Origin of the sequence: Rhodococcus ruber, assembly GCF_027270735.1 — a bacterium.
Classification (GTDB): Bacteria; Actinomycetota; Actinomycetes; order Mycobacteriales; family Mycobacteriaceae; genus Rhodococcoides; species Rhodococcoides rubrum_A.
Genome location: NZ_JAPWIJ010000017.1, coordinates 14,472 through 31,734, shown reverse-complemented (window position 1 = coordinate 31,734; position 17,263 = coordinate 14,472). Strand labels below are relative to the sequence as shown.

The 17,263-nt window shown below is 63.3% G+C and carries 18 protein-coding genes; 4 read left to right on the top strand and 14 right to left on the bottom strand.

What is annotated here, in order from left to right; all coding sequences use genetic code 11:
- Positions 1–5: 5 nt before the first annotated feature.
- Positions 6–1,031, bottom strand: a complete 1,026-nt coding sequence (locus O4220_RS26190; RefSeq protein WP_269608477.1) for a phosphotransferase family protein — start codon at positions 1,029–1,031, stop codon at positions 6–8.
- A 103-nt stretch (positions 1,032–1,134) separates the two neighbouring features.
- The gene (locus O4220_RS26185) at positions 1,135–1,461 is read right to left on the bottom strand and encodes a hypothetical protein (protein ID WP_269608476.1); all 327 of its coding nucleotides are present in this window, start codon (positions 1,459–1,461) and stop codon (positions 1,135–1,137) included.
- Between the two features lie 581 nt (positions 1,462–2,042).
- Here O4220_RS26185 and O4220_RS26180 point away from each other — a divergent pair.
- Positions 2,043–2,756 (top strand): hypothetical protein, encoded by a 714-nt coding sequence (locus tag O4220_RS26180; RefSeq protein ID WP_269608475.1) that lies wholly within the window; start codon positions 2,043–2,045, stop codon positions 2,754–2,756.
- Between the two features lie 51 nt (positions 2,757–2,807).
- Here O4220_RS26180 and O4220_RS26175 read toward each other — a convergent pair whose 3' ends face one another.
- The 3 genes from O4220_RS26175 to O4220_RS26165 are packed head-to-tail and all read right to left on the bottom strand — an operon-like array spanning position 2,808 to position 5,670.
- On the bottom strand, positions 2,808–4,229 hold the full coding sequence (locus O4220_RS26175; RefSeq protein WP_269608474.1) for an NAD(P)(+) transhydrogenase (Re/Si-specific) subunit beta: 1,422 nt from the start codon (positions 4,227–4,229) through the stop codon (positions 2,808–2,810).
- Positions 4,229–4,552, bottom strand: coding sequence for an NAD(P) transhydrogenase subunit alpha (locus O4220_RS26170; protein WP_269608473.1), 324 nt, complete (start codon positions 4,550–4,552; stop codon positions 4,229–4,231). The genes O4220_RS26175 and O4220_RS26170 overlap by 1 nt, the downstream gene beginning before the upstream one ends.
- A complete protein-coding gene (locus O4220_RS26165) occupies positions 4,552–5,670 on the bottom strand; it encodes a Re/Si-specific NAD(P)(+) transhydrogenase subunit alpha (protein WP_269608471.1) in 1,119 nt (372 codons plus the stop codon). The genes O4220_RS26170 and O4220_RS26165 overlap by 1 nt, the downstream gene beginning before the upstream one ends.
- 253 nt (positions 5,671–5,923) lie before the next feature.
- On the opposite strand from O4220_RS26165, the gene O4220_RS26160 reads away from it, so the two are divergent.
- Positions 5,924–6,364, top strand: coding sequence for an HIT family protein (locus tag O4220_RS26160; protein WP_269608470.1), 441 nt, complete (start codon positions 5,924–5,926; stop codon positions 6,362–6,364).
- Positions 6,361–7,005 (top strand): Type 1 glutamine amidotransferase-like domain-containing protein, encoded by a 645-nt coding sequence (locus O4220_RS26155; RefSeq protein ID WP_269608469.1) that lies wholly within the window; start codon positions 6,361–6,363, stop codon positions 7,003–7,005. The genes O4220_RS26160 and O4220_RS26155 overlap by 4 nt, the downstream gene beginning before the upstream one ends.
- A 7-nt stretch (positions 7,006–7,012) precedes the next feature.
- Here the strand turns inward: O4220_RS26155 and O4220_RS26150 are convergent, their stop codons facing one another.
- Positions 7,013–7,324: a hypothetical protein gene (locus O4220_RS26150; protein ID WP_032378924.1), complete on the bottom strand. Its 312-nt coding sequence runs from the start codon at positions 7,322–7,324 to the stop codon at positions 7,013–7,015.
- 232 nt (positions 7,325–7,556) lie between these two features.
- On the opposite strand from O4220_RS26150, the gene O4220_RS26145 reads away from it, so the two are divergent.
- Positions 7,557–8,939: an FAD-binding oxidoreductase gene (locus O4220_RS26145; RefSeq protein WP_269608468.1), complete on the top strand. Its 1,383-nt coding sequence runs from the start codon at positions 7,557–7,559 to the stop codon at positions 8,937–8,939.
- A gap of 103 nt (positions 8,940–9,042) precedes the next feature.
- Here the strand turns inward: O4220_RS26145 and O4220_RS26140 are convergent, their stop codons facing one another.
- From O4220_RS26140 to O4220_RS26105, 8 genes are read right to left on the bottom strand one after another with little or no spacing between them, the layout of a single operon-like run.
- Complete coding sequence (locus tag O4220_RS26140; protein ID WP_269608467.1) at positions 9,043–10,347, bottom strand: aspartate aminotransferase family protein; 1,305 nt, start codon at positions 10,345–10,347, stop codon at positions 9,043–9,045.
- Positions 10,348–11,484: an ABC transporter substrate-binding protein gene (locus O4220_RS26135; RefSeq protein WP_269608466.1), complete on the bottom strand. Its 1,137-nt coding sequence runs from the start codon at positions 11,482–11,484 to the stop codon at positions 10,348–10,350.
- Between the two features lie 12 nt (positions 11,485–11,496).
- Complete coding sequence (locus O4220_RS26130; protein WP_269608465.1) at positions 11,497–12,240, bottom strand: ABC transporter permease; 744 nt, start codon at positions 12,238–12,240, stop codon at positions 11,497–11,499.
- Complete coding sequence (locus tag O4220_RS26125; RefSeq protein ID WP_269608464.1) at positions 12,237–13,016, bottom strand: ABC transporter ATP-binding protein; 780 nt, start codon at positions 13,014–13,016, stop codon at positions 12,237–12,239. Before O4220_RS26125 ends, O4220_RS26130 begins: the two co-directional genes overlap by 4 nt.
- Positions 13,013–13,948, bottom strand: a complete 936-nt coding sequence (locus O4220_RS26120) for an ABC transporter permease (RefSeq protein ID WP_269608463.1) — start codon at positions 13,946–13,948, stop codon at positions 13,013–13,015. The genes O4220_RS26125 and O4220_RS26120 overlap by 4 nt, the downstream gene beginning before the upstream one ends.
- A complete protein-coding gene (locus tag O4220_RS26115; RefSeq protein WP_269608462.1) occupies positions 13,945–14,976 on the bottom strand; it encodes a TIGR03842 family LLM class F420-dependent oxidoreductase in 1,032 nt (343 codons plus the stop codon). Before O4220_RS26115 ends, O4220_RS26120 begins: the two co-directional genes overlap by 4 nt.
- A gap of 3 nt (positions 14,977–14,979) precedes the next feature.
- A complete protein-coding gene (hydA, locus tag O4220_RS26110; protein ID WP_269608461.1) occupies positions 14,980–16,401 on the bottom strand; it encodes a dihydropyrimidinase in 1,422 nt (473 codons plus the stop codon).
- A complete protein-coding gene (locus tag O4220_RS26105) occupies positions 16,401–17,240 on the bottom strand; it encodes a nitrilase-related carbon-nitrogen hydrolase (RefSeq protein WP_269608519.1) in 840 nt (279 codons plus the stop codon). The genes hydA and O4220_RS26105 overlap by 1 nt, the downstream gene beginning before the upstream one ends.
- Positions 17,241–17,263 lie beyond the last annotated feature (23 nt).

Here is a 17,263-nt window from a genome sequence, read left to right as displayed (position 1 = left end):
CGGTTCTACAGGCCGATGTCGTCAGCGGTGTTCACCGCACGGGTGACGATGTCGTCGATGAGAGTCGTGGTGGGCCCGCCCGCGATCGCTCTGTTCCGTGAGTCCGCTTCCATTCGGCGCATGACACCTTCGGCGATGATTGCAAGCTTCCACAGCGCCAACACCTGCCAGAATCCGACGTCGGAGACATCGCGTCCCGTGTGCTGAGCGTACGACTCGACGAGCTCGGCCCTGGTGGGGAATCCCGGCAATGTCGACGCCATGAACGGGCCCGCCACCCCATCGTCGGCTTGTGGCCAGTAGGCCAGCAGCCCTCCGAGGTCTGCCAGCGGATCCCCGAGTGTGCACAGCTCCCAATCGACGACCGCAGCGACTCGACCGTCGTCGCGAGCGGTGATGACGTTGCTGGGGTGAAAATCTCCGTGCACCAACGTCACTTCGTGCTGCTGCGGGATGCCCGCTGCGAGTCGGGCTGCGAGAGAATCGATGCCAGGCACGTCCCTGGTGCGTGAGGACTCCCACTGCTTGGTCCATCGGGCGAGTTGACGAGCGGCGTAGGGCTTGCGGCTTGCCAGGTCGGCCAGACCGGACGACTCGAGATCGACGCGGTGAATGTCGGCGAGCGCTACGGTCAGACCGAGCCCGACTCGGCGACGGTGGTCGGTGTCGAGTCGCTCGGCCACCGCGACCGAATCGACCACGACACCATCCACAAAACTCATCAGCACCAGCGGAACGTCGGAGATCGACGAATCCTCGGTGAGCGCAATCATTTTCGGAACCGGCACCGCAGTGTTCTGCAACCCCGACAGAATTCGATGTTCGCGCACCACATCGTGCGCCGAGGCCAGCAGGTGTCCGAGCGGTGGCCGGCGAAGAACCCAGGCGGATCCTCCCGCGTCACGCACCTCGTACGTGAGATTCGACTGCCCGTTTCCGATTCGACGATAGGTCAGCGGGGACGTCGCGCCGATTCCCAATCCTGCGATCCAGGTCGACACCGCATCTTCGTCCAAACCCACTACGCCCATCCGTGCCCTCGTTTCGCTGCGCGACAAAAAATCGTCGACTCCCGTCATCCAATCGGATGATCGTAGCCAAGCGCAGCCCTGTCGAGGGCCGAGACACCGGGAGTCAGCTGGCGCGTTCGAAGGCCGAGATCAGCGCCGGAGTAGCGATCGCGGCTGCAGGCACCGACGCACCGTGACGCCTGACGGCAATCTCGTCCACTTCACCGACAAGCAAAGCAACCAGTGCGTCCGGTTCCGCGTTCCAGACCGACGAAATATTGTGCACCTCGGCCGGGGCGAAGAGTCCGCTGGTGGCCAACGCATGGATCCACTCGCTCACGGCGTCGGCGGTAGGTTCGGGCATGACGGACCGATCGAGCGAGTCCGCTTGGAACTCGTTGCAAAAGAACGCGCGGACCATATCGAGCTGTCCCTGAGACATTGCGGTCATGTTCTTCTCCTTCGAGTTTTCGGCGTCCGATACGTGGCGATACCCGCCTGCGACGGGTCCGAAGACCGTGTTCAGATCGTTACCAACTTGCCTGTAACGGCGGAATACGGTTTTCCGATGCGGCTGAAACTACGCCCTTTCGGTCGGTCTCGCCCTGGGTGAGCTGGACTATGTGACTATCGTCACACAGTCGGACCCATCCAATCAACGCCTTGCAACGAAGTCATAGTTCGCGTTACGAATTACTGTGACCGGGGACAAGGACGGAACTATGTCCAGGTAGACGGCCTGACGCCGCACCGAGCACCGACATCGACCGTCGAGAAACGGACATCCGCCCCCGGCGAGGCTCGAACCGATTTCAGGATCTAAGACCGTTACTGCGCACGAAAACATTCCTCTCGCCCGCATTGAGCCCGCTTTACCTACCTGCACCGGCTCCTCGAGAGACCATCCTCGCAAAGGAGGTCAGCTATCGGGCCGTGGAAAGATGCTGTGATCGAAACGTTACCGAGAAACCATCAGGGCGTTCTCGAGTTCCTCACACGCGGCGTTCAGGGTGATCGGGCACTGTGGCTCTCATGTCACCGTCGAGCCTCGAGAGCGGACCGATCCGCAGATCCCATCGAACCGGAAGCACGGCAGGACTGGGTGGTATCTCGGCACATCCGCGTCGACGAGCAATCGTCACGCGAGCCGCAGTGTCGGGCTTGTCCGCAAGCACGCTACTGGTACTGCTGATCTCTACCCCGCAGATGGCATCGCCTGCGTCTGCGGAGGCCACACCCGTCGCCGCACTGGCCATCGCCGCGATAGGTGCGATCGACGTGACCACGGTGTTGATTGCCGTCGCCGTCCTCGCCGCGGTCGCACTGCTACGAAAACTGCCGTACGGAATCGGGGTGGTGATCGCCTGCACCATCGGATCGGTGGTGACCGGCGAGCTCGCTCGTGAATTCGCTGAATCGTCCGTCTCGTCCACCGGGCTTCCCTACGGCCAGCTGGTCGCGACGGCAGCATTGCTCGGTGCCGCATCCATGGTGGCCTCCTCAGCGTGGCGACCCGTGGTCCTCGGTCTGGGTACCGCGGCGACACTTGCGGTGGCGGCGGCGGCCCTCATCACCGGTGCCGCATCGATCGTCGGGATCGCGACCGCATTGCTGGTCGTCTTCGTCTGGTGGCCCGCATGCTCGATCGTCATGCTCTACTCCCCGGATGCCGCTGCCCGCGAAGCGCGCAACCCTTTGGATACGGCGGCCATGGCCGTCCAACGCAAAGTGGGACGCTTCCGTTGACATCGAGATCGATGCCGGAAGCGTCCCACCCGGTCGGAGCGGACGTCGTAACTAGAGAGCCTTGAGCTCCTCGGTCACCTCGGAGACCGACTTCTTCGCGTCACCGAACAACATCGACGTGCCCTCGGCGAAGAACAGAGGGTTCTCGATGCCCGCGAATCCCGACGACATCGACCGCTTGAGGACGATGACTGACTTCGACTGATCGACGTTCAGAATCGGCATTCCGTGAATCGGGCTGGACGGGTCGTTGCGCGCAGCCGGATTGGTGACGTCGTTCGCGCCGATGACCAACGTGACGTCGGTGCGGGAGAACTCGTCGTTGATGTCGTCCATTTCCTTCATCGCGTCGTACGCGACGTCGGCCTCGGCGAGCAACACGTTCATATGCCCGGGCATACGACCGGCGACGGGGTGAATGGCGTACTTGACCTCGACGCCCTTCGACTCGAGCAACTTGGCCATGTCCTTGACCGCGTGCTGCGCCTGCGCGACGGCGAGTCCGTATCCGGGCACGACGATGACCTGGTTGGCGTAGGCCATCTGGATCGCCGCGTCGGCTGCGGACGTCGCCTTGACCGTTCCGCCGCTTGCACCGGCCGGACCGGCAGCAGCATCGCCGCCGCCGAATCCACCGGCGACGATCGCCGGAATGGAACGGTTCATCGCCTTGGCCATGAGGTTGGTCAAGATCGTGCCGGACGCACCGACGATCATGCCCGCGACGATCATGGCCGTGTTGTTCAGCGCCAGACCGGCGGCCGCTGCCGACAAGCCCGTCAAAGCGTTGAGCAGCGAGATCACCACCGGCATGTCCGCGCCGCCGATCGGCAGCACCACCGTCAGACCGAGGATGCCCGCGAGCACCAGAACCGCGACGATCCACCACTGCGATACTCCGCCACCAGGAGTGGCGTTGATGCCGATGACGACCGCAGCGGCGACGGCGCCGATGAGCAGCAGGGCATTGAGCGGCTGCTGCAACTTGCCGATGGTGATGGGCGAGCCGGGCAGCGTTTCCTGCAGCTTCAGGAATGCGATGAGCGATCCCCAGAACGAGATCGAACCGATGATCGCCGCGAACAGCGAGCCGATGACGATGTGTACCGTCGGCGACTCACCGTGGTTGAAGCTCGAGAACCCGGACGTGTCCAGGAACTCGGCCCACGCGATCAATGCGACCGTGCCACCGCCGACGCCGTTGAACAGCGCCACCAGTTGCGGCATCGCGGTCATCTTCACCCGGCGTGCAGGCGGGATTCCGAGCGCGACGCCGACGACGAGTCCGACGACGATCAGGATCCAGTTTCCGGTGTCGCGGATCGAGATCAATGTTGCCGCGACGGCGATGAACATACCGACCGCAGCGATCTGGTTGCCCCGTACGGCGGTTTTCGGGCCGGTCAACCCCATCAGCCCGTAGATGAACATGCCGAAGGCGACGATGTAGAGAATGTTGACGAGATTGTCCATCAGGAGTCAGCCCCCTTCTCGATCTTGGCGGGGACGGGCTTGGACTTGAACATCGACAACATGCGGTCGGTGACCACGAATCCACCGATGACGTTGACCGTTCCGAACACCAGCGCGACGAACAGAATGACCTGCAAGCCGATCGAGGGGTCCTCGACCTTGCCGAGTACGACGAGGGCACCGAGCACGACGATGCCGTGGATGGCGTTGGTTCCCGACATCAAAGGGGTGTGCAAGGTGTTGGGCACCTTGGAGATCACCGCGAAGCCGACGAACCCGGAGAGCACCAGGATCGCGATGTTCGCGAGCAGCGGGGTGTACATCAGTTCTCCTTCTCACGTGTCACGCAGGCGCCGGCAAGGACCTCGTCCGAGAAATCGGGGGCGAGCGTGCCGTCGACCAACATGAGTTCGAGCAATGCCGAGATGTTCTTCGAGTACAGCTCGCTGGCGTGCTCGGGCATCGAGGCCGGGAGGTTCAACGGGGAGCAGATGGTGACGTCATGCTTGACGACGGTCTGACCGGGCTCTGTGAGTTCACAGTTTCCGCCCGTCTCGCCGGCAAGGTCGACGACGACACTGCCGGGCTTCATGCCTTCGACAGCTGCGGCGGTGACCAACCGGGGCGCGGGTCGGCCGGGTACCAGCGCCGTGGTGATGACCACGTCGAAGCCCTTGATGGCTTCTTCGAGCGCCTTCTGCTGTTGGACACGCTCGCCTTCGGTCAGCTCACGCGCGTATCCACCCTCACCGGCTGCGTCGATTCCCAGATCGAGCCACTGTGCGCCGACGGATCGAACCTGATCTGCCACCTCCGGCCGCACGTCGTACCCGGTGGGTCGGCCGCCGAGACGCTTGGCGGTGGCCAACGCTTGCAGACCCGCCACCCCGACTCCGAGTACCAGCACGGTAGCGGGCTTGACGGTGCCTGCGGCGGTGGTCAACATCGGGAAGAATCTGGTCGATTCCGAGGCAGCCAACAGCACGGCCTTGTAGCCGGCAACGTTTGCCTGCGAAGACAGCGCGTCCATCACCTGGGCGCGGGAGATACGGGGAATCGCTTCCACAGCGAAGGCCTGCACTCCTGCGGCCTTCAATGCGCCGATGCTGTTGTCTGCGTTGCGCGGTGCCAAGAATCCGATGAGCGTCGAACCCGATGTCAGCTTGGCGATCTCGGCATCGGACGGGGGCGCGACCTTGACCACGACATCCGCCGACCATGGATCACCTATCGTCGCTCCGGCTGCAACGTACAGCTCGTCCGGAATCAGAGCGCCGAGTCCGGCACCCGATTCCACTACGATCTCGACGCCCTTGCCCGTCAGGGAGGCAACGATCTTGGGCACCAGAGCGACACGACGCTCGCCCTCCCCCGATTCCCGGACCACACCGACGACCGTCGTGGATCCCGAACCCTTCTCAGTGCTCTGCGATGTATCCAAATCTCCGTCTTCCTGCGTTGAATGGTGTCCACGTGTCGGCCAACGGCCCCGAACTTGCGACGAGTGGACGAACCCATGCGACAAGGCACAAGGTCCCTGATAGTAGCCAGAGGAAACAGACCGCGGGTAACCCGGAACTCTGTCCGATTCGTTCTGAATCGAGTCCGTTCGGCATTCCCCGACTACGGGACGCGCATTTGTGGTGCACGTCACACAGGCCTATCGCTGATGATCGGACCCTACAGTGATACCCGTGGAATCTTGCATCTTCTGTGCGATCGTCGCCGGCGACGCCCCCGCCCATCGAGTGTTCGAGAACGACCACACCGTCGCCTTCCTCGACATTCGGCCGATCAGTCGCGGGCACCTCCTCGTCGTTCCGCGCGAGCACGCCACCGACCTGAACTCGAGCCATCCGGACGCGGCGGCCGAGGTGTTTCGCGTCGGGCACACCCTGTCGCGCGCAGTGCGGCACTCGGACCTGCGCGCCGACGGAGCCAACCTCGTCATCAACGACGGCAAGGCCGCCTTTCAGACGGTTTTTCACCTTCATCTCCACGTGGTTCCGCGATGGCACAGTGATCGGCTGCGGTTCGCGGCCGGATTCGTGACGCGTCGCCTGCGCGAGCCCGATCGAGTCGCGGAGGCCGTCCGCGTCGGGCTGACTCGGCTGAACGAAGAACCGACGGCGTGAAACTGTTCCTGTCGTCGTACCGATTCGGCGGCCACTCCGACGCCTTCGTCCAACTCACCGGGCCGCCCTCAGATCTCGCCGTCATTGCGAACGCGTCGGACGCGTGGCCCACCGCAGCGCGCGACTCATCGCTCCTCAGCGAGTTCGCCCCGTTGCGCGCTCTCGGGTATCGACCGACAGAGGTGGACCTACGCGAATACGTGGGTCGACCGGCAGCCTTCGAGCGTGCCCTCGACGGATTCGGTGCGGTGTGGGTGCGCGGCGGCAACACGTTCGTCCTGCGCGCCCAGCTCGCCCGCTCGGGCGCAGACAGAATTCTGAGCGAGCGTGTTCGAGGGGGCTCCATCGCCTACGGCGGTTACAGCGCGGGTGCGTGTGTGGCGGCTCCGTCATTGATCGGAGTCGAGGACGCGGACGATCCCGGCGAGGTTCGACCCGCCACCGGCACAGACACGGTATGGGACGGCCTGAATCTGGTGGACTTCTCGATTGTCCCCCACCTGAATTCCGTTCTGGACGAGAACGATTCGGGTTGGGCTACCCTGCAGCGCTTACGCCGCGATGGTGTTCGCTGCCACGGTTTGACCGACGAACAGGCGATCGTCGTCGACGACTCGGGGACTCGGATTCTGGGTGGCTGAACGCCGATCAACCCAGGCGGGCCAGTGGAGCCAGCCGATCGAGTGACGACCACGCCAGGGAGCATCGTCGTGCCGTCATCTCGTCCGCATCGAGGACGAGCATGTCGAACAGCTGGCGCGGTGCCGCTCGCCACGAGTCCGCGATATGCGACACGGTGGCTTTCTCGAACAGCCCGGAGTGCGCCAAGGCCTGAACCCACTCGTCGATTTCACCTCGATGGATTCGCTCGATGGTGTCGTATTCGACTCCCCCACCGAGAAATTCGTACGAGAACATCGCCGCCACGTAGTTCCAGGAGTCACTTCCGGGATCGATCATGGTGCAGCCTCCTTGTCGACTCGCGTCACATGGGGCGCGAGGTTCGCTGCGCTGGACGCTAGCGTGGCGAACTACAAGATTGCGTGTCGACGACGCATCGATCTGGTAACGCCTGAGGCTGGTGTTACTGATGTGACTCCAATTTCTCGACGACATCCCCCATCCGCGCATCATTTCCGCCCGTGACAGACTCGAGTGGCGACGGTCATATTTTCGACGTGAGGAGAACCGGATGTCGGTGACGACAGATGCGGATGCCCGCCTGAGCGAACTCGAATCCCTGCTTCCTGCCGGTGCCGTGGTCACCGACCCGGACATCACCGAGGGATACCGACGCGATTGGGCCAAGGACCCCGACGCAGGTACCCCGCTGGCCGTGGTCCGCGCGCAGTCCACCGAGGACGTTCGCGCCGTCATGCGCTGGGCCACCGAGCACAACGTGGCGGTCGTTCCTCGCGGTGCCGGTTCGGGATTGTCCGGCGGCGCCACTGCTGTCGACGGCGGAATCGTGCTCACCACGGAGTTGATGCGCGAGATCACCGTCGATCCGGTGACCCGCATCGCCGTCGTACAACCCGGGCTGCTCAACGCCGAAGTCAAGAAGGCAGTCGCCGAACACGGCCTGTGGTACCCGCCGGATCCGTCGTCGTTCGAGATGTGTTCCATCGGCGGCAATGCGGCCACCAACGCCGGCGGGCTGTGCTGCGTGAAGTACGGCGTCACCACCGATTACGTTCTCGGACTCGAGGTCGTCCTCGCCGACGGAACTGCTGTTCGGCTCGGCGGACCACGCTTGAAAGATGTTGCCGGACTGTCACTTGCGAAGCTCTTCGTCGGATCCGAGGGCACCCTGGGCATCATCACCGAGATCACCCTGCGACTGATCCCGGCACAACCTCCGGCCAGCACCGTGGTTGCCTCGTTCGCGTCGGTGCACGATGCGACGACTGCGATTCTGGCCATCACCCGTACCTTGCGGCCGTCGATGCTCGAATTCATGGACCGCGCGTCCATCGGTGCCGTCGAGGACGCCATGAACATGGGACTCGACCGCGAGGCAGCAGCGATGCTCATCGCTCGGTCCGACTCACCAGGTGCCGATCGGGGGCGCGAAATCGAGATCATGGCGGCCGCGTGCACCGAGGCCGGTGCCTCGGATGTCTTCACCACCGACGACCCCGACGAGGGTGAGGCCTTCGCTGCCGCACGGCGATTCGCCATTCCCGCGGTCGAACGACTCGGCAGCCTGCTGCTCGAGGACGTCGGTGTTCCGCTGCCTGCCCTCCCCGCCCTGGTCGACGGAATAGCCGAACTGTCCGTGAAGTACGACGTCCTGGTCGCCGTCATCGCTCACGCCGGCGATGGCAACACGCATCCACTGATCGTGTTCGACCCTGAGGACCCCGACATGACCCGCCGAGCCAACGTCGCCTTCGGAGCGATCATGGATCTGGCAATTTCGTTGGGCGGCACCATCACCGGAGAACACGGCGTAGGTCGCCTCAAAAAGGCTTGGCTGCCTGATCAAGTCGGAGAAGACGTCATGGAACTCACCCGCCGCATCAAGACCGCTCTCGACCCGGCGGGCATCCTCAACCCGGGTGCTGTGCTCTGAGCAGAGCGGCTGGCGCCGCACGTGCGCGCAGTGTTTTCGGGTCGTTCCGCAGGCTCCACTCCTGCCTCGTAGCAGGGGTCGAGTTTCCGCGCACGACCCCGAGTCAAACGGTGAACCCGTCCGCCACGGTCAGTACCTCGTCGAGGATTTCCAGTCCCTGACGAATCTCGTCCTCGGACGTCGTCAGCGGCGGGGCGATCTGGAGTCGATTTCCGGCGACGAACGGCCACAGACCGCGGGACTTCGCCGCTGCGGTTACCGTGCCCATGGCCGCCGCGTCCTTGCCCGACGCGGCGAAAGGCACCAGCGGTTCCCTCGTCTCACCGTCCTTGACCAGTTCGACGGCCCAGAAGAACCCCTTTCCGCGCACCTCGCCCACGCTCGGGTGAGATTCGGCTAGCTTCGACAGGCCCGCACCGAGTACGTCCTCGCCGACGTGACGCACGTGCGGAAGGATCTTGTCGCGCTCGAACACGCCGATCGACGCAACTCCGGCCGCACATCCGAGTACGTGGCCGGAGTACGTCAGCCCGCCGGGATAGGGCTTGTGGTCGAACTGCGAGGCGATCTTCTCCGAGATCACTACCCCGCCGAGGGGCACGTATCCGGAGTTGACGCCCTTGGCGAACGTGATCAGATCCGGTGTCACATCCCAGGCCTGGCACGCGAACCATTCGCCGATTCGCCCGAACCCGACCATCACTTCGTCGGCGATGTACACGATCCCGTACTTGTCGCACAGCGCTCGGACGCCGGCCAGATATCCGGGCGGCGGGATCAGTACACCGTTGGTGCCGATGACCGATTCGAGGATCAGTCCGGCGATGTTCTGCGCACCTTCGAGCACGATGACCTGTTCGAGGTGTGCCAGCGCTGCAGCCGTTTCGTCCTCGGGAGTCGTTGTGCCCCAGGGCGACCGGTAGGGGTACGGTCCGAAGAAGCGTACGACGTCGACATTGGTCGGCTCGGTGCCCCATCGCCGCGGCTCGCCGGTGAGACCGATCGCAACGCCGGTTCCACCGTGGTACGAGCGATACGCGGCAAGCATCTTCGTACGCCCGGTGTGCTGTCGCGCCAGCCGTACCGCATGCTCGACGGCTTCGGCACCACCCGTCGTGAAGAACACGCGGTTCAGATCACCCGGTGCCCGCTCGGCGATCAACGCGGCGAGTTCACTGCGCTTGTTGTTGGCCACGGTCGGAGAAATGGTCGTCAGAACCTGGGCCTGTTCGACGATGGCGGCCACCACGTCGGGGTGTTGATGCCCGAGATTGACGTTGACCAATTGGGAAGAGAAGTCCAGGTATCGGTTGCCCTTGTCGTCCCAGAACCACGACCCCTCGGCACCCTCGACGGTGATCGGGTTCAGTTCGGCCTGCGCCGACCAGGAATAGAACACGTGATCCATCTACTTGCCGCCTTCCTCCAGTGTGACCTCCATCGGAGCGTACGACTCTCCGGTGACGTCCACACCGTCGGCCTTCAACAAATCCAATGCCTTGCCCACGTACTCGTTGGTGTAGGCCTCGGCATCGGGATCAGCGGTGAGCACCGTCGAGCCCTCGGCGTTCTTCGTGGTCTTCGCGATGTCGACGGTTTGCTGCCAGGCGGCTTCGTCGATCATCCCGATGCCGTCACCCGACGGCCAGATCAGTTTGTTGACTTCGTTGACCTGCCAGAGCTGATGGCTCGCGCCCAGTGTGGACCCCGCAGCGACGGTGATGTCGCGGCACTTCTCGACGTTGTCTCGGCAGAAGATCCAGCCCTTCAACGATGCCGCCAGGAATTTGACGGTCTGATCCTGGTACGCCTCGTCGGAGAGCTTGTCGGTATTGGCCCAGATCGCGTCCTGCAACATGGCAACCCCGTCGTCGTTCCAGTTCAGCGAACTGAAATCGTCTGCGGTGAACAGCGCACCGGTCGCCGGGTTCACAGTCTCCAGCAGCTGTGCGTACTCGTTGTACGACATGGCCTGTGCAGCAGCGATATCGCCGGACAGCAGGCCGTTCATGTCGAACTGCTGCTGCACCAACGTCACGTCGGATGGACTGACTCCGGCCTTCGTCATGCCGGCGAACAATTCGAATTCGTTGCCGTAGCCCCAGTTTCCGACAGTCTTGCCGCGAAGGTCGGCGGGTGAGGCAATGTTCTGATCCTCGAACGAGACCTGCAATGTGCCGGATTTCTGGTAAATCTGAGCGACGTCGGTGATGCCCGCCCCGGCCTCGCGGGAAGCGAGCGCTTTCGGGACCCAGGCAACCGCATAATCGGCCTGTCCCTGCGCCAGCACGGTCTGCGGAACGATATCCGTTCCGCCGTCCAATATTTCGACGTTCAGTCCCTGCTCGGCGTAGAAGCCCTGATCGACGGCCGCCAGATAGCCCGCGAACTGGCCCTGTTTGAACCACTGCAATTGCAGCTTGATCGTGGTGTTCCCGTCGTCACCGGTATCGGTTTCGGTCGTGGTGGTGCTGCAGGCCGAGGCGACTACCGCAAGTGCCATGACGACGGCCAGCAGGCGTCGGGGGGTTCGAGTGATCTTCACGTTCGACTTCTCCTAGGTACGACGGCGGGACACGAGCTTCTCGAGCAAGAGAACGACCAGAAAGAAGAGCAACCCGACTGCGATGGCACCTACGACGTAGGCCCATGCCCGGGGGTAAGCGGTGTTCGACGCGGCGGAGGTGATCCGCGACCCCAAACCGTTCTGCAGTCCACCGAAGTACTCGCAGATGATGGCAGCAATGACAGCATTCGGAGCAGCAACCCGCAACCCGGTGAAGATGTGTGGCACCGCGGACGGGAGGCGAACGATGCGTGTGAACTGCCAGCCGCCGACCGCATACGACGTCATCAGGTCCTGATGCACCGGTGATACCTGACGGAGTCCTTTTGCCGCACTGACGAATACCGGGAAGAACACGACAATGGTCACGACGAGGCGGCGCGATAGATCGGTGGTCGAGGAGAACATCGAGTTGAACACCGGGGCGAGGGCGACGATGGGAACGGCTGCGGCACCCGCCGCCAGCGGAGTGAGAAGTTCGTCGACGATCCGAAGGCGAACGGCCGTCATCGCTGCGAGAAGACCGAGGACCGACCCTGCGATCAATCCCACCAGCGCGTTGGTTCCGGTTGCCACACTTGCCGATCCGATGTTGCCGGCGTTACGAGCGAACTGTTCGGCAATCGCACTCGGTGACGGCAGCAGAAAGGACGGTACCCCGGCGACGACGGTCAGCAGCTGCCACAATCCGAGCAGGACGACGCCGAACACCACCGGCGGCAGCCAGACTTTCATCGGAGGTCCGCACCGCGGATCATGCGCCCGTGCAGTGCATCCCGAACCGAGGTGATGGCGGCGAAGAATTCCGTCGATTCGCGTGGGTCCCCGTCGGAGCCGAAGGTGTCGATCGTGAGCGTGTCCACGATCCGCCCCGGCCGCGGAGACATCACGACCACTCGATCGGACAGATACACGGCTTCGGGAATGGAGTGGGTCACGAACACCACTGCTGCGCTCGACTCCTCGGCTATGCGCAACAGGTCGTTCTGCATCTTCTCGCGTGTCATCTCGTCGAGTGCGCCGAACGGTTCGTCCATCAGCAACAGTCCCGGCGTTCGGGCCAATGCACGAGCAATCGCCACGCGTTGCTGCATGCCGCCGGACAGCTGGCTGGGGAAGCTCTCCGCAAAATCGGTGAGTCCCACGAGTTCGAGCAGTTCGCGTACCCGATCCGCGCGTTCCCGTTTGGCCACCTTGTGCAGCTCGAGCGGCAACGCAACGTTCGACTGCACTGTTCGCCAATCGAGCAGTCCTGCCTGTTGAAATGCGATGCCGTACTTCTGTTCGACGCGAGCTTGCCGTGCCGTCAGACCGAACACCGACACCGCACCGGAGGTGGGTTGCTCGAGATCTGCGATGACGCGAAGCAGCGTCGACTTGCCGCAGCCCGAAGGTCCGATCAGGGATACGAATTCGCCGGGAGCGATCGACAGCGACACACTGTCCAGCGCTGTCACTCCCCCATCGAACGTCTTACCGACGCTCTCGACGTGAACGGCATGCACGGTCATCGATCCGCCCTTCGTGCAGGAGTCCGGCCTGCGTATCGGCCAAGAGCGATATCGAGCAGGGCCACCAATCCGGTGACCACGAGTCCGAGCACCGCCGCACCCAGAACGGCTGCGTACAGACGAGACGCGTCGCCCGTCGCCTGTTGCGAAAACACGATGATCTGCCTGCCGATACCGCCGGTGGTTCCGGTCGAGATCTCGGCAACGACTGCACCGATCACAGCGGCAGCAGCCGCCAGCCGCAGAGACGGGATCAGGTGCGGCACCGAGGCTGGGAGCCGTAGCCGCAGAAGCGTGGTCCACCATCCGGCCGCGTAACTGTGCATCAGATCCAGGGACGCCCGGTCGGGTGCACGTAGCCCGCGCAACATCCCCACCGCCACCGGGAAGAACGCGAGGTACGACGCGATGACGGTGATGCTCATCCACGGCTGCCAGGCGTACCCACCGATGGCGATCTTCCCGCCCCAGCCCGCGACGAGCGGTGCCAACGCAATGAGCGGAACCGTCTGCGAGACGATCACGTACGGCAACACGGAGCGCTCCACCCAGGCGAAACGTTGCATGACCACAGCCAGAACGAGACCGACCACCGCACCCAGGGCGAACCCCAGCACCGCAAGCCCGAACGTGAACAGGCCGCTGGAGACGATTGCGGCACCGACACTGCGTGCCCCGGCGACGTTCACCTCCGGCTCGGTCAGCGCCGCCAACACCGACCACACATGCGGAAGCGCACCATCATCGGTGCGCGGCAACACCCGTACACCGGCAATACTCACCCCGTTCTCGGGGACGAGTACTTTCACCAGCTCCCACAACACCAGCAAAACCACGATTGCGGCCATGGCCATGACCGGACGGCGAAGTCCTTGCGCCGAGCGGGCGGGAGTAGGAGCTATCACCGCCGCCTGATCGAGAACACTCGTCACGACGTCGCCGTCACACTCGGACGGATCTGCGGAATGATGCTCTCTCCGTACGCTTCCAGCGTCGCGGCTTTGGCGTCGTGCTGAAGGTACACCGAGAACTGATCGACCCCGAGAGTCTCGAGGTCCTTCAGTTTGGCGATGTGATCGGCCGGAGATCCGAGCAGACAGAATCTGTCGATCACCTCGTCCGGAACGAACTCGGCGTGCGAGTTTCCGGCCCGTCCGTGCTCGTTGTAGTCGTACCCGGTACGCGCCGCGATGTAGTCGGTGAGCGCCTGTGGAACACCGCCGCCATCGCCGCCGTAGCGCGAGACGATATCGGCGACGTGGTTACCGACCATCCCGCCGAACCACCGACATTGGTCGCGGGCATGTTCGAGGCCGGCCTCGGTACCGTCGGTGACATAGGCGGGAGCTGCCACACAGATCGAGATCGAATCCGGATCGCGGCCCGCCTGCTCTGCCGCAGCACGCACTCGGCCGATCGTCCAGGCAGCAATATCCGGATCTGCCAACTGCAGGATGAAGCCGTCCGCCACCTGCCCGGTGAGCTCGAGGGCTTTGGGTCCGTACGCCGCGACCCACACCTCCAGCTTCGAGTGCTCCGCCCACGGAAACTGCACTGTCGTCTCACCCACCCGGGCGCTACGCCCGTTGGCCAAACTTCGTATCACCTCGATCGAGTCTCGAAGCGAGGCAAGTGTTGTCGGCTTCCCTCCGAGGGCGCGGACCGCGGAATCACCCCGACCGATGCCGCAGACGGTTCGATTGCCGAACATGTCGTTGAGCGTCGCGAACGTCGATGCCGTCACCGTCCAATCGCGCGTCGCCGGATTGGTGACCATCGGGCCCACGGTCACGCGCCTCGTCGCGGCCAGAATCTGACTGTAGATGACGTACGGTTCCTGCCACAGCAGATGCGAATCGAACGTCCATACGTGCGAAAACCCATGCGTCTCGGCCTGTCTGGCCAGATCGATCACCCGCGACGCCGGCGGATTGCACTGCAGCACCACCCCGATGTCCATGGCTCAGATCAGATTCTGTGACAGGTCGCGGCGAACGAAGCGGCCGTGTCCCGCAGTGCCGGAATAGGACCCACTGTCGACGATGACGCGCCCGCGGGAGAGCACGGTGTCGACGTGGCCGTCGATCTCGAAACCCTCGTACGCCGAATAGTCCATGTTCATGTGGTGGGTCTTCTCGGCTCCGATACTGGTATGCCCGTTCGGGTCGTAGATCACGATGTCGGCATCTGCTCCGGGGCTGATGACGCCCTTCTTCGGGTACATGCCGAACATCCGGGCCGGGGTGGTGCAACAGACGTCCACCCACTTCTCGAGGGTGATCTTTCCGCTCTTCACACCCTGGAACATCAAATCGATCCGATGTTCCACCGACCCGATTCCGTTGGGAATCTTGGAGAAATCGCCGATACCCATCTCTTTCTGGTCCTTCATACAGAACGGGCAATGGTCGGTACTGACGGTCGCCACATCTCCTGTGCGCAGGTACCGCCACAACTCGTCCTGATGCCCCTCGGCTCGCGACCGCAGTGGCGTCGAGCAGACCCACTTGGCCCCCTCGAAGCCCGGTGCACCGAGTTGCTCCTCGAGCGACAGATAGAGGTACTGCGGACAGGTCTCGGCAAACACGTTCTGTCCGTTGCCCCGAGCCTGGGCGATCTGTTCCAGAGCCTGCTTGGCAGAGACGTGTACGACGTAGAGCGGTGCACCGGTGACGTGGGCCAGCATGATGGCTCGGTGCGTCGCCTCTTCCTCCAGTTGCCACGGCCGCGACGTGCCATGGAAGTACGGAGCGGTGTCTCCACGCGCGATCGACTGCGCCACGAGCACGTCGATGGCGATGCCGTTCTCCGCGTGCATCATCAGCAACGCACCCGTTTCGGCCGCAGATTGCATGGCGCGCAATATCTTACCGTCGTCGGAGTAGAACACGCCCGGGTACGCCATGAAGAGCTTGAAGCTGGTGACACCCTCGGAAACCAACTCGCTCATGGCTTTCAAGGAATCGTCGGTGACATCACCGATGATCTGATGAAACCCGTAGTCGACGGCGCACTTCCCCGCCGCTTTCTCGTGCCACTGCGCCAGAGTGTCCTGTACGCGCTGGCCGGGAGTTTGAATCGCGAAGTCCACGATGGTCGTCGTACCACCCCAGGCCGCTGCGCGCGTTCCGGTTTCGAAGGTGTCGGATGCAAACGTGCCGCCGAACGGCATCTCCATGTGGGTGTGCCCGTCGACGCCACCCGGAATCACGTACTTTCCGGTGGCGTCGATGACGACGTCTGCAGATGTCTTCAGGTCCGCGGCCAGTGACACCGAGCCCGGCGCCAGCACCGCGACAATGGTCTCACCGTCGATGAACACATCCAATTCCTGTGCGCCGGTGGTGGATACCACGGTTCCACCGTGCACGAAGGTGGTGGCCATCAGGGTTGCACCAGTGGGCCGTAGGCGTCGGGTCTGCGGTCACGATAGAAGGCCCACCGGTCGCGGACCACCTTGATCAAGTCCATGTCCAGGTCTCGAACGACGATCTCGGGCTCGGAATCCGACGCCACCTCGCCGACGAATTTGCCCTCGGGATCGACGAAGTAGCTGGTGCCGTAGAAGTCGTCGTCGCCGTACTCGGATTCGATTCCGACGCGGTTGATCGCACCGACGTAGTACTCGTTCGCGACGGCCGAGGCCGGTTGCTCGAGTTTCCACAGGTAATTCGACAGACCCCGCGAGGTGGCCGAGGGATTGAACACGATCTCGGCACCGGCAAGTCCGAGAGCGCGCCATCCTTCGGGAAAATGCCGGTCGTAACAGATGTAGACACCGATGCGGCCGACGGCGGTGTCGAACACCGGCCACCCCAGGTTTCCCGGACGGAAATAGAACTTCTCCCAAAATCCGTTGACGTGAGGAAGGTGGTGCTTGCGGTATTTACCGAGATAAGTGCCGTCCGCGTCGACCACGGCCGCAGTGTTGTAGAGAAGACCTGGCTGCTCCTGCTCGTAGACGGGCAGGATCATCACGATGCCGAGTTCTTTCGCCAGTGCGGCAAAGCGGTCCACCGTGGGCCCAGGTACCGATTCGGCGTACTCGTAGAATTTCGCGTCCTGCAACTGGCAGAAGTACGGTCCGTAGAAAAGTTCTTGGAAACAGACGACTTTCGCGCCTTGCTCGGCGGCGGACCGAGCAAACCCCTCGTGTGCCGCGATCATCGATTCTTTGTCACCGGTCCACTTGCTTTGGACCAGAGCAGCTCGAACTGTGGACATCATTGGCACTCCATCTCTCGCTG

What these genes read in the sequence shown, in the direction of transcription:
- O4220_RS26145 (WP_269608468.1), top strand. Translation starts at nt 7,557, where the DNA reads ATGTCGGTGACGACAGATGCGGATGCCCGCCTGAGCGAACTCGAATCC.
- O4220_RS26175 (WP_269608474.1), bottom strand. Translation starts at nt 4,229, where the DNA reads ATGGACAATCTCGTCAACATTCTCTACATCGTCGCCTTCGGCATGTTC.
- O4220_RS26180 (WP_269608475.1), top strand. Translation starts at nt 2,043, where the DNA reads ATGTCACCGTCGAGCCTCGAGAGCGGACCGATCCGCAGATCCCATCGA.
- O4220_RS26170 (WP_269608473.1), bottom strand. Translation starts at nt 4,552, where the DNA reads ATGTACACCCCGCTGCTCGCGAACATCGCGATCCTGGTGCTCTCCGGG.
- O4220_RS26130 (WP_269608465.1), bottom strand. Translation starts at nt 12,240, where the DNA reads ATGAAAGTCTGGCTGCCGCCGGTGGTGTTCGGCGTCGTCCTGCTCGGA.
- O4220_RS26140 (WP_269608467.1), bottom strand. Translation starts at nt 10,347, where the DNA reads ATGGATCACGTGTTCTATTCCTGGTCGGCGCAGGCCGAACTGAACCCG.
- O4220_RS26125 (WP_269608464.1), bottom strand. Translation starts at nt 13,016, where the DNA reads ATGACCGTGCATGCCGTTCACGTCGAGAGCGTCGGTAAGACGTTCGAT.
- O4220_RS26115 (WP_269608462.1), bottom strand. Translation starts at nt 14,976, where the DNA reads ATGGACATCGGGGTGGTGCTGCAGTGCAATCCGCCGGCGTCGCGGGTG.
- O4220_RS26185 (WP_269608476.1), bottom strand. Translation starts at nt 1,461, where the DNA reads ATGACCGCAATGTCTCAGGGACAGCTCGATATGGTCCGCGCGTTCTTT.
- O4220_RS26190 (WP_269608477.1), bottom strand. Translation starts at nt 1,031, where the DNA reads ATGGGCGTAGTGGGTTTGGACGAAGATGCGGTGTCGACCTGGATCGCA.
- O4220_RS26150 (WP_032378924.1), bottom strand. Translation starts at nt 7,324, where the DNA reads ATGATCGATCCCGGAAGTGACTCCTGGAACTACGTGGCGGCGATGTTC.
- hydA (WP_269608461.1), bottom strand. Translation starts at nt 16,401, where the DNA reads ATGGCCACCACCTTCGTGCACGGTGGAACCGTGGTATCCACCACCGGC.
- O4220_RS26105 (WP_269608519.1), bottom strand. Translation starts at nt 17,240, where the DNA reads ATGTCCACAGTTCGAGCTGCTCTGGTCCAAAGCAAGTGGACCGGTGAC.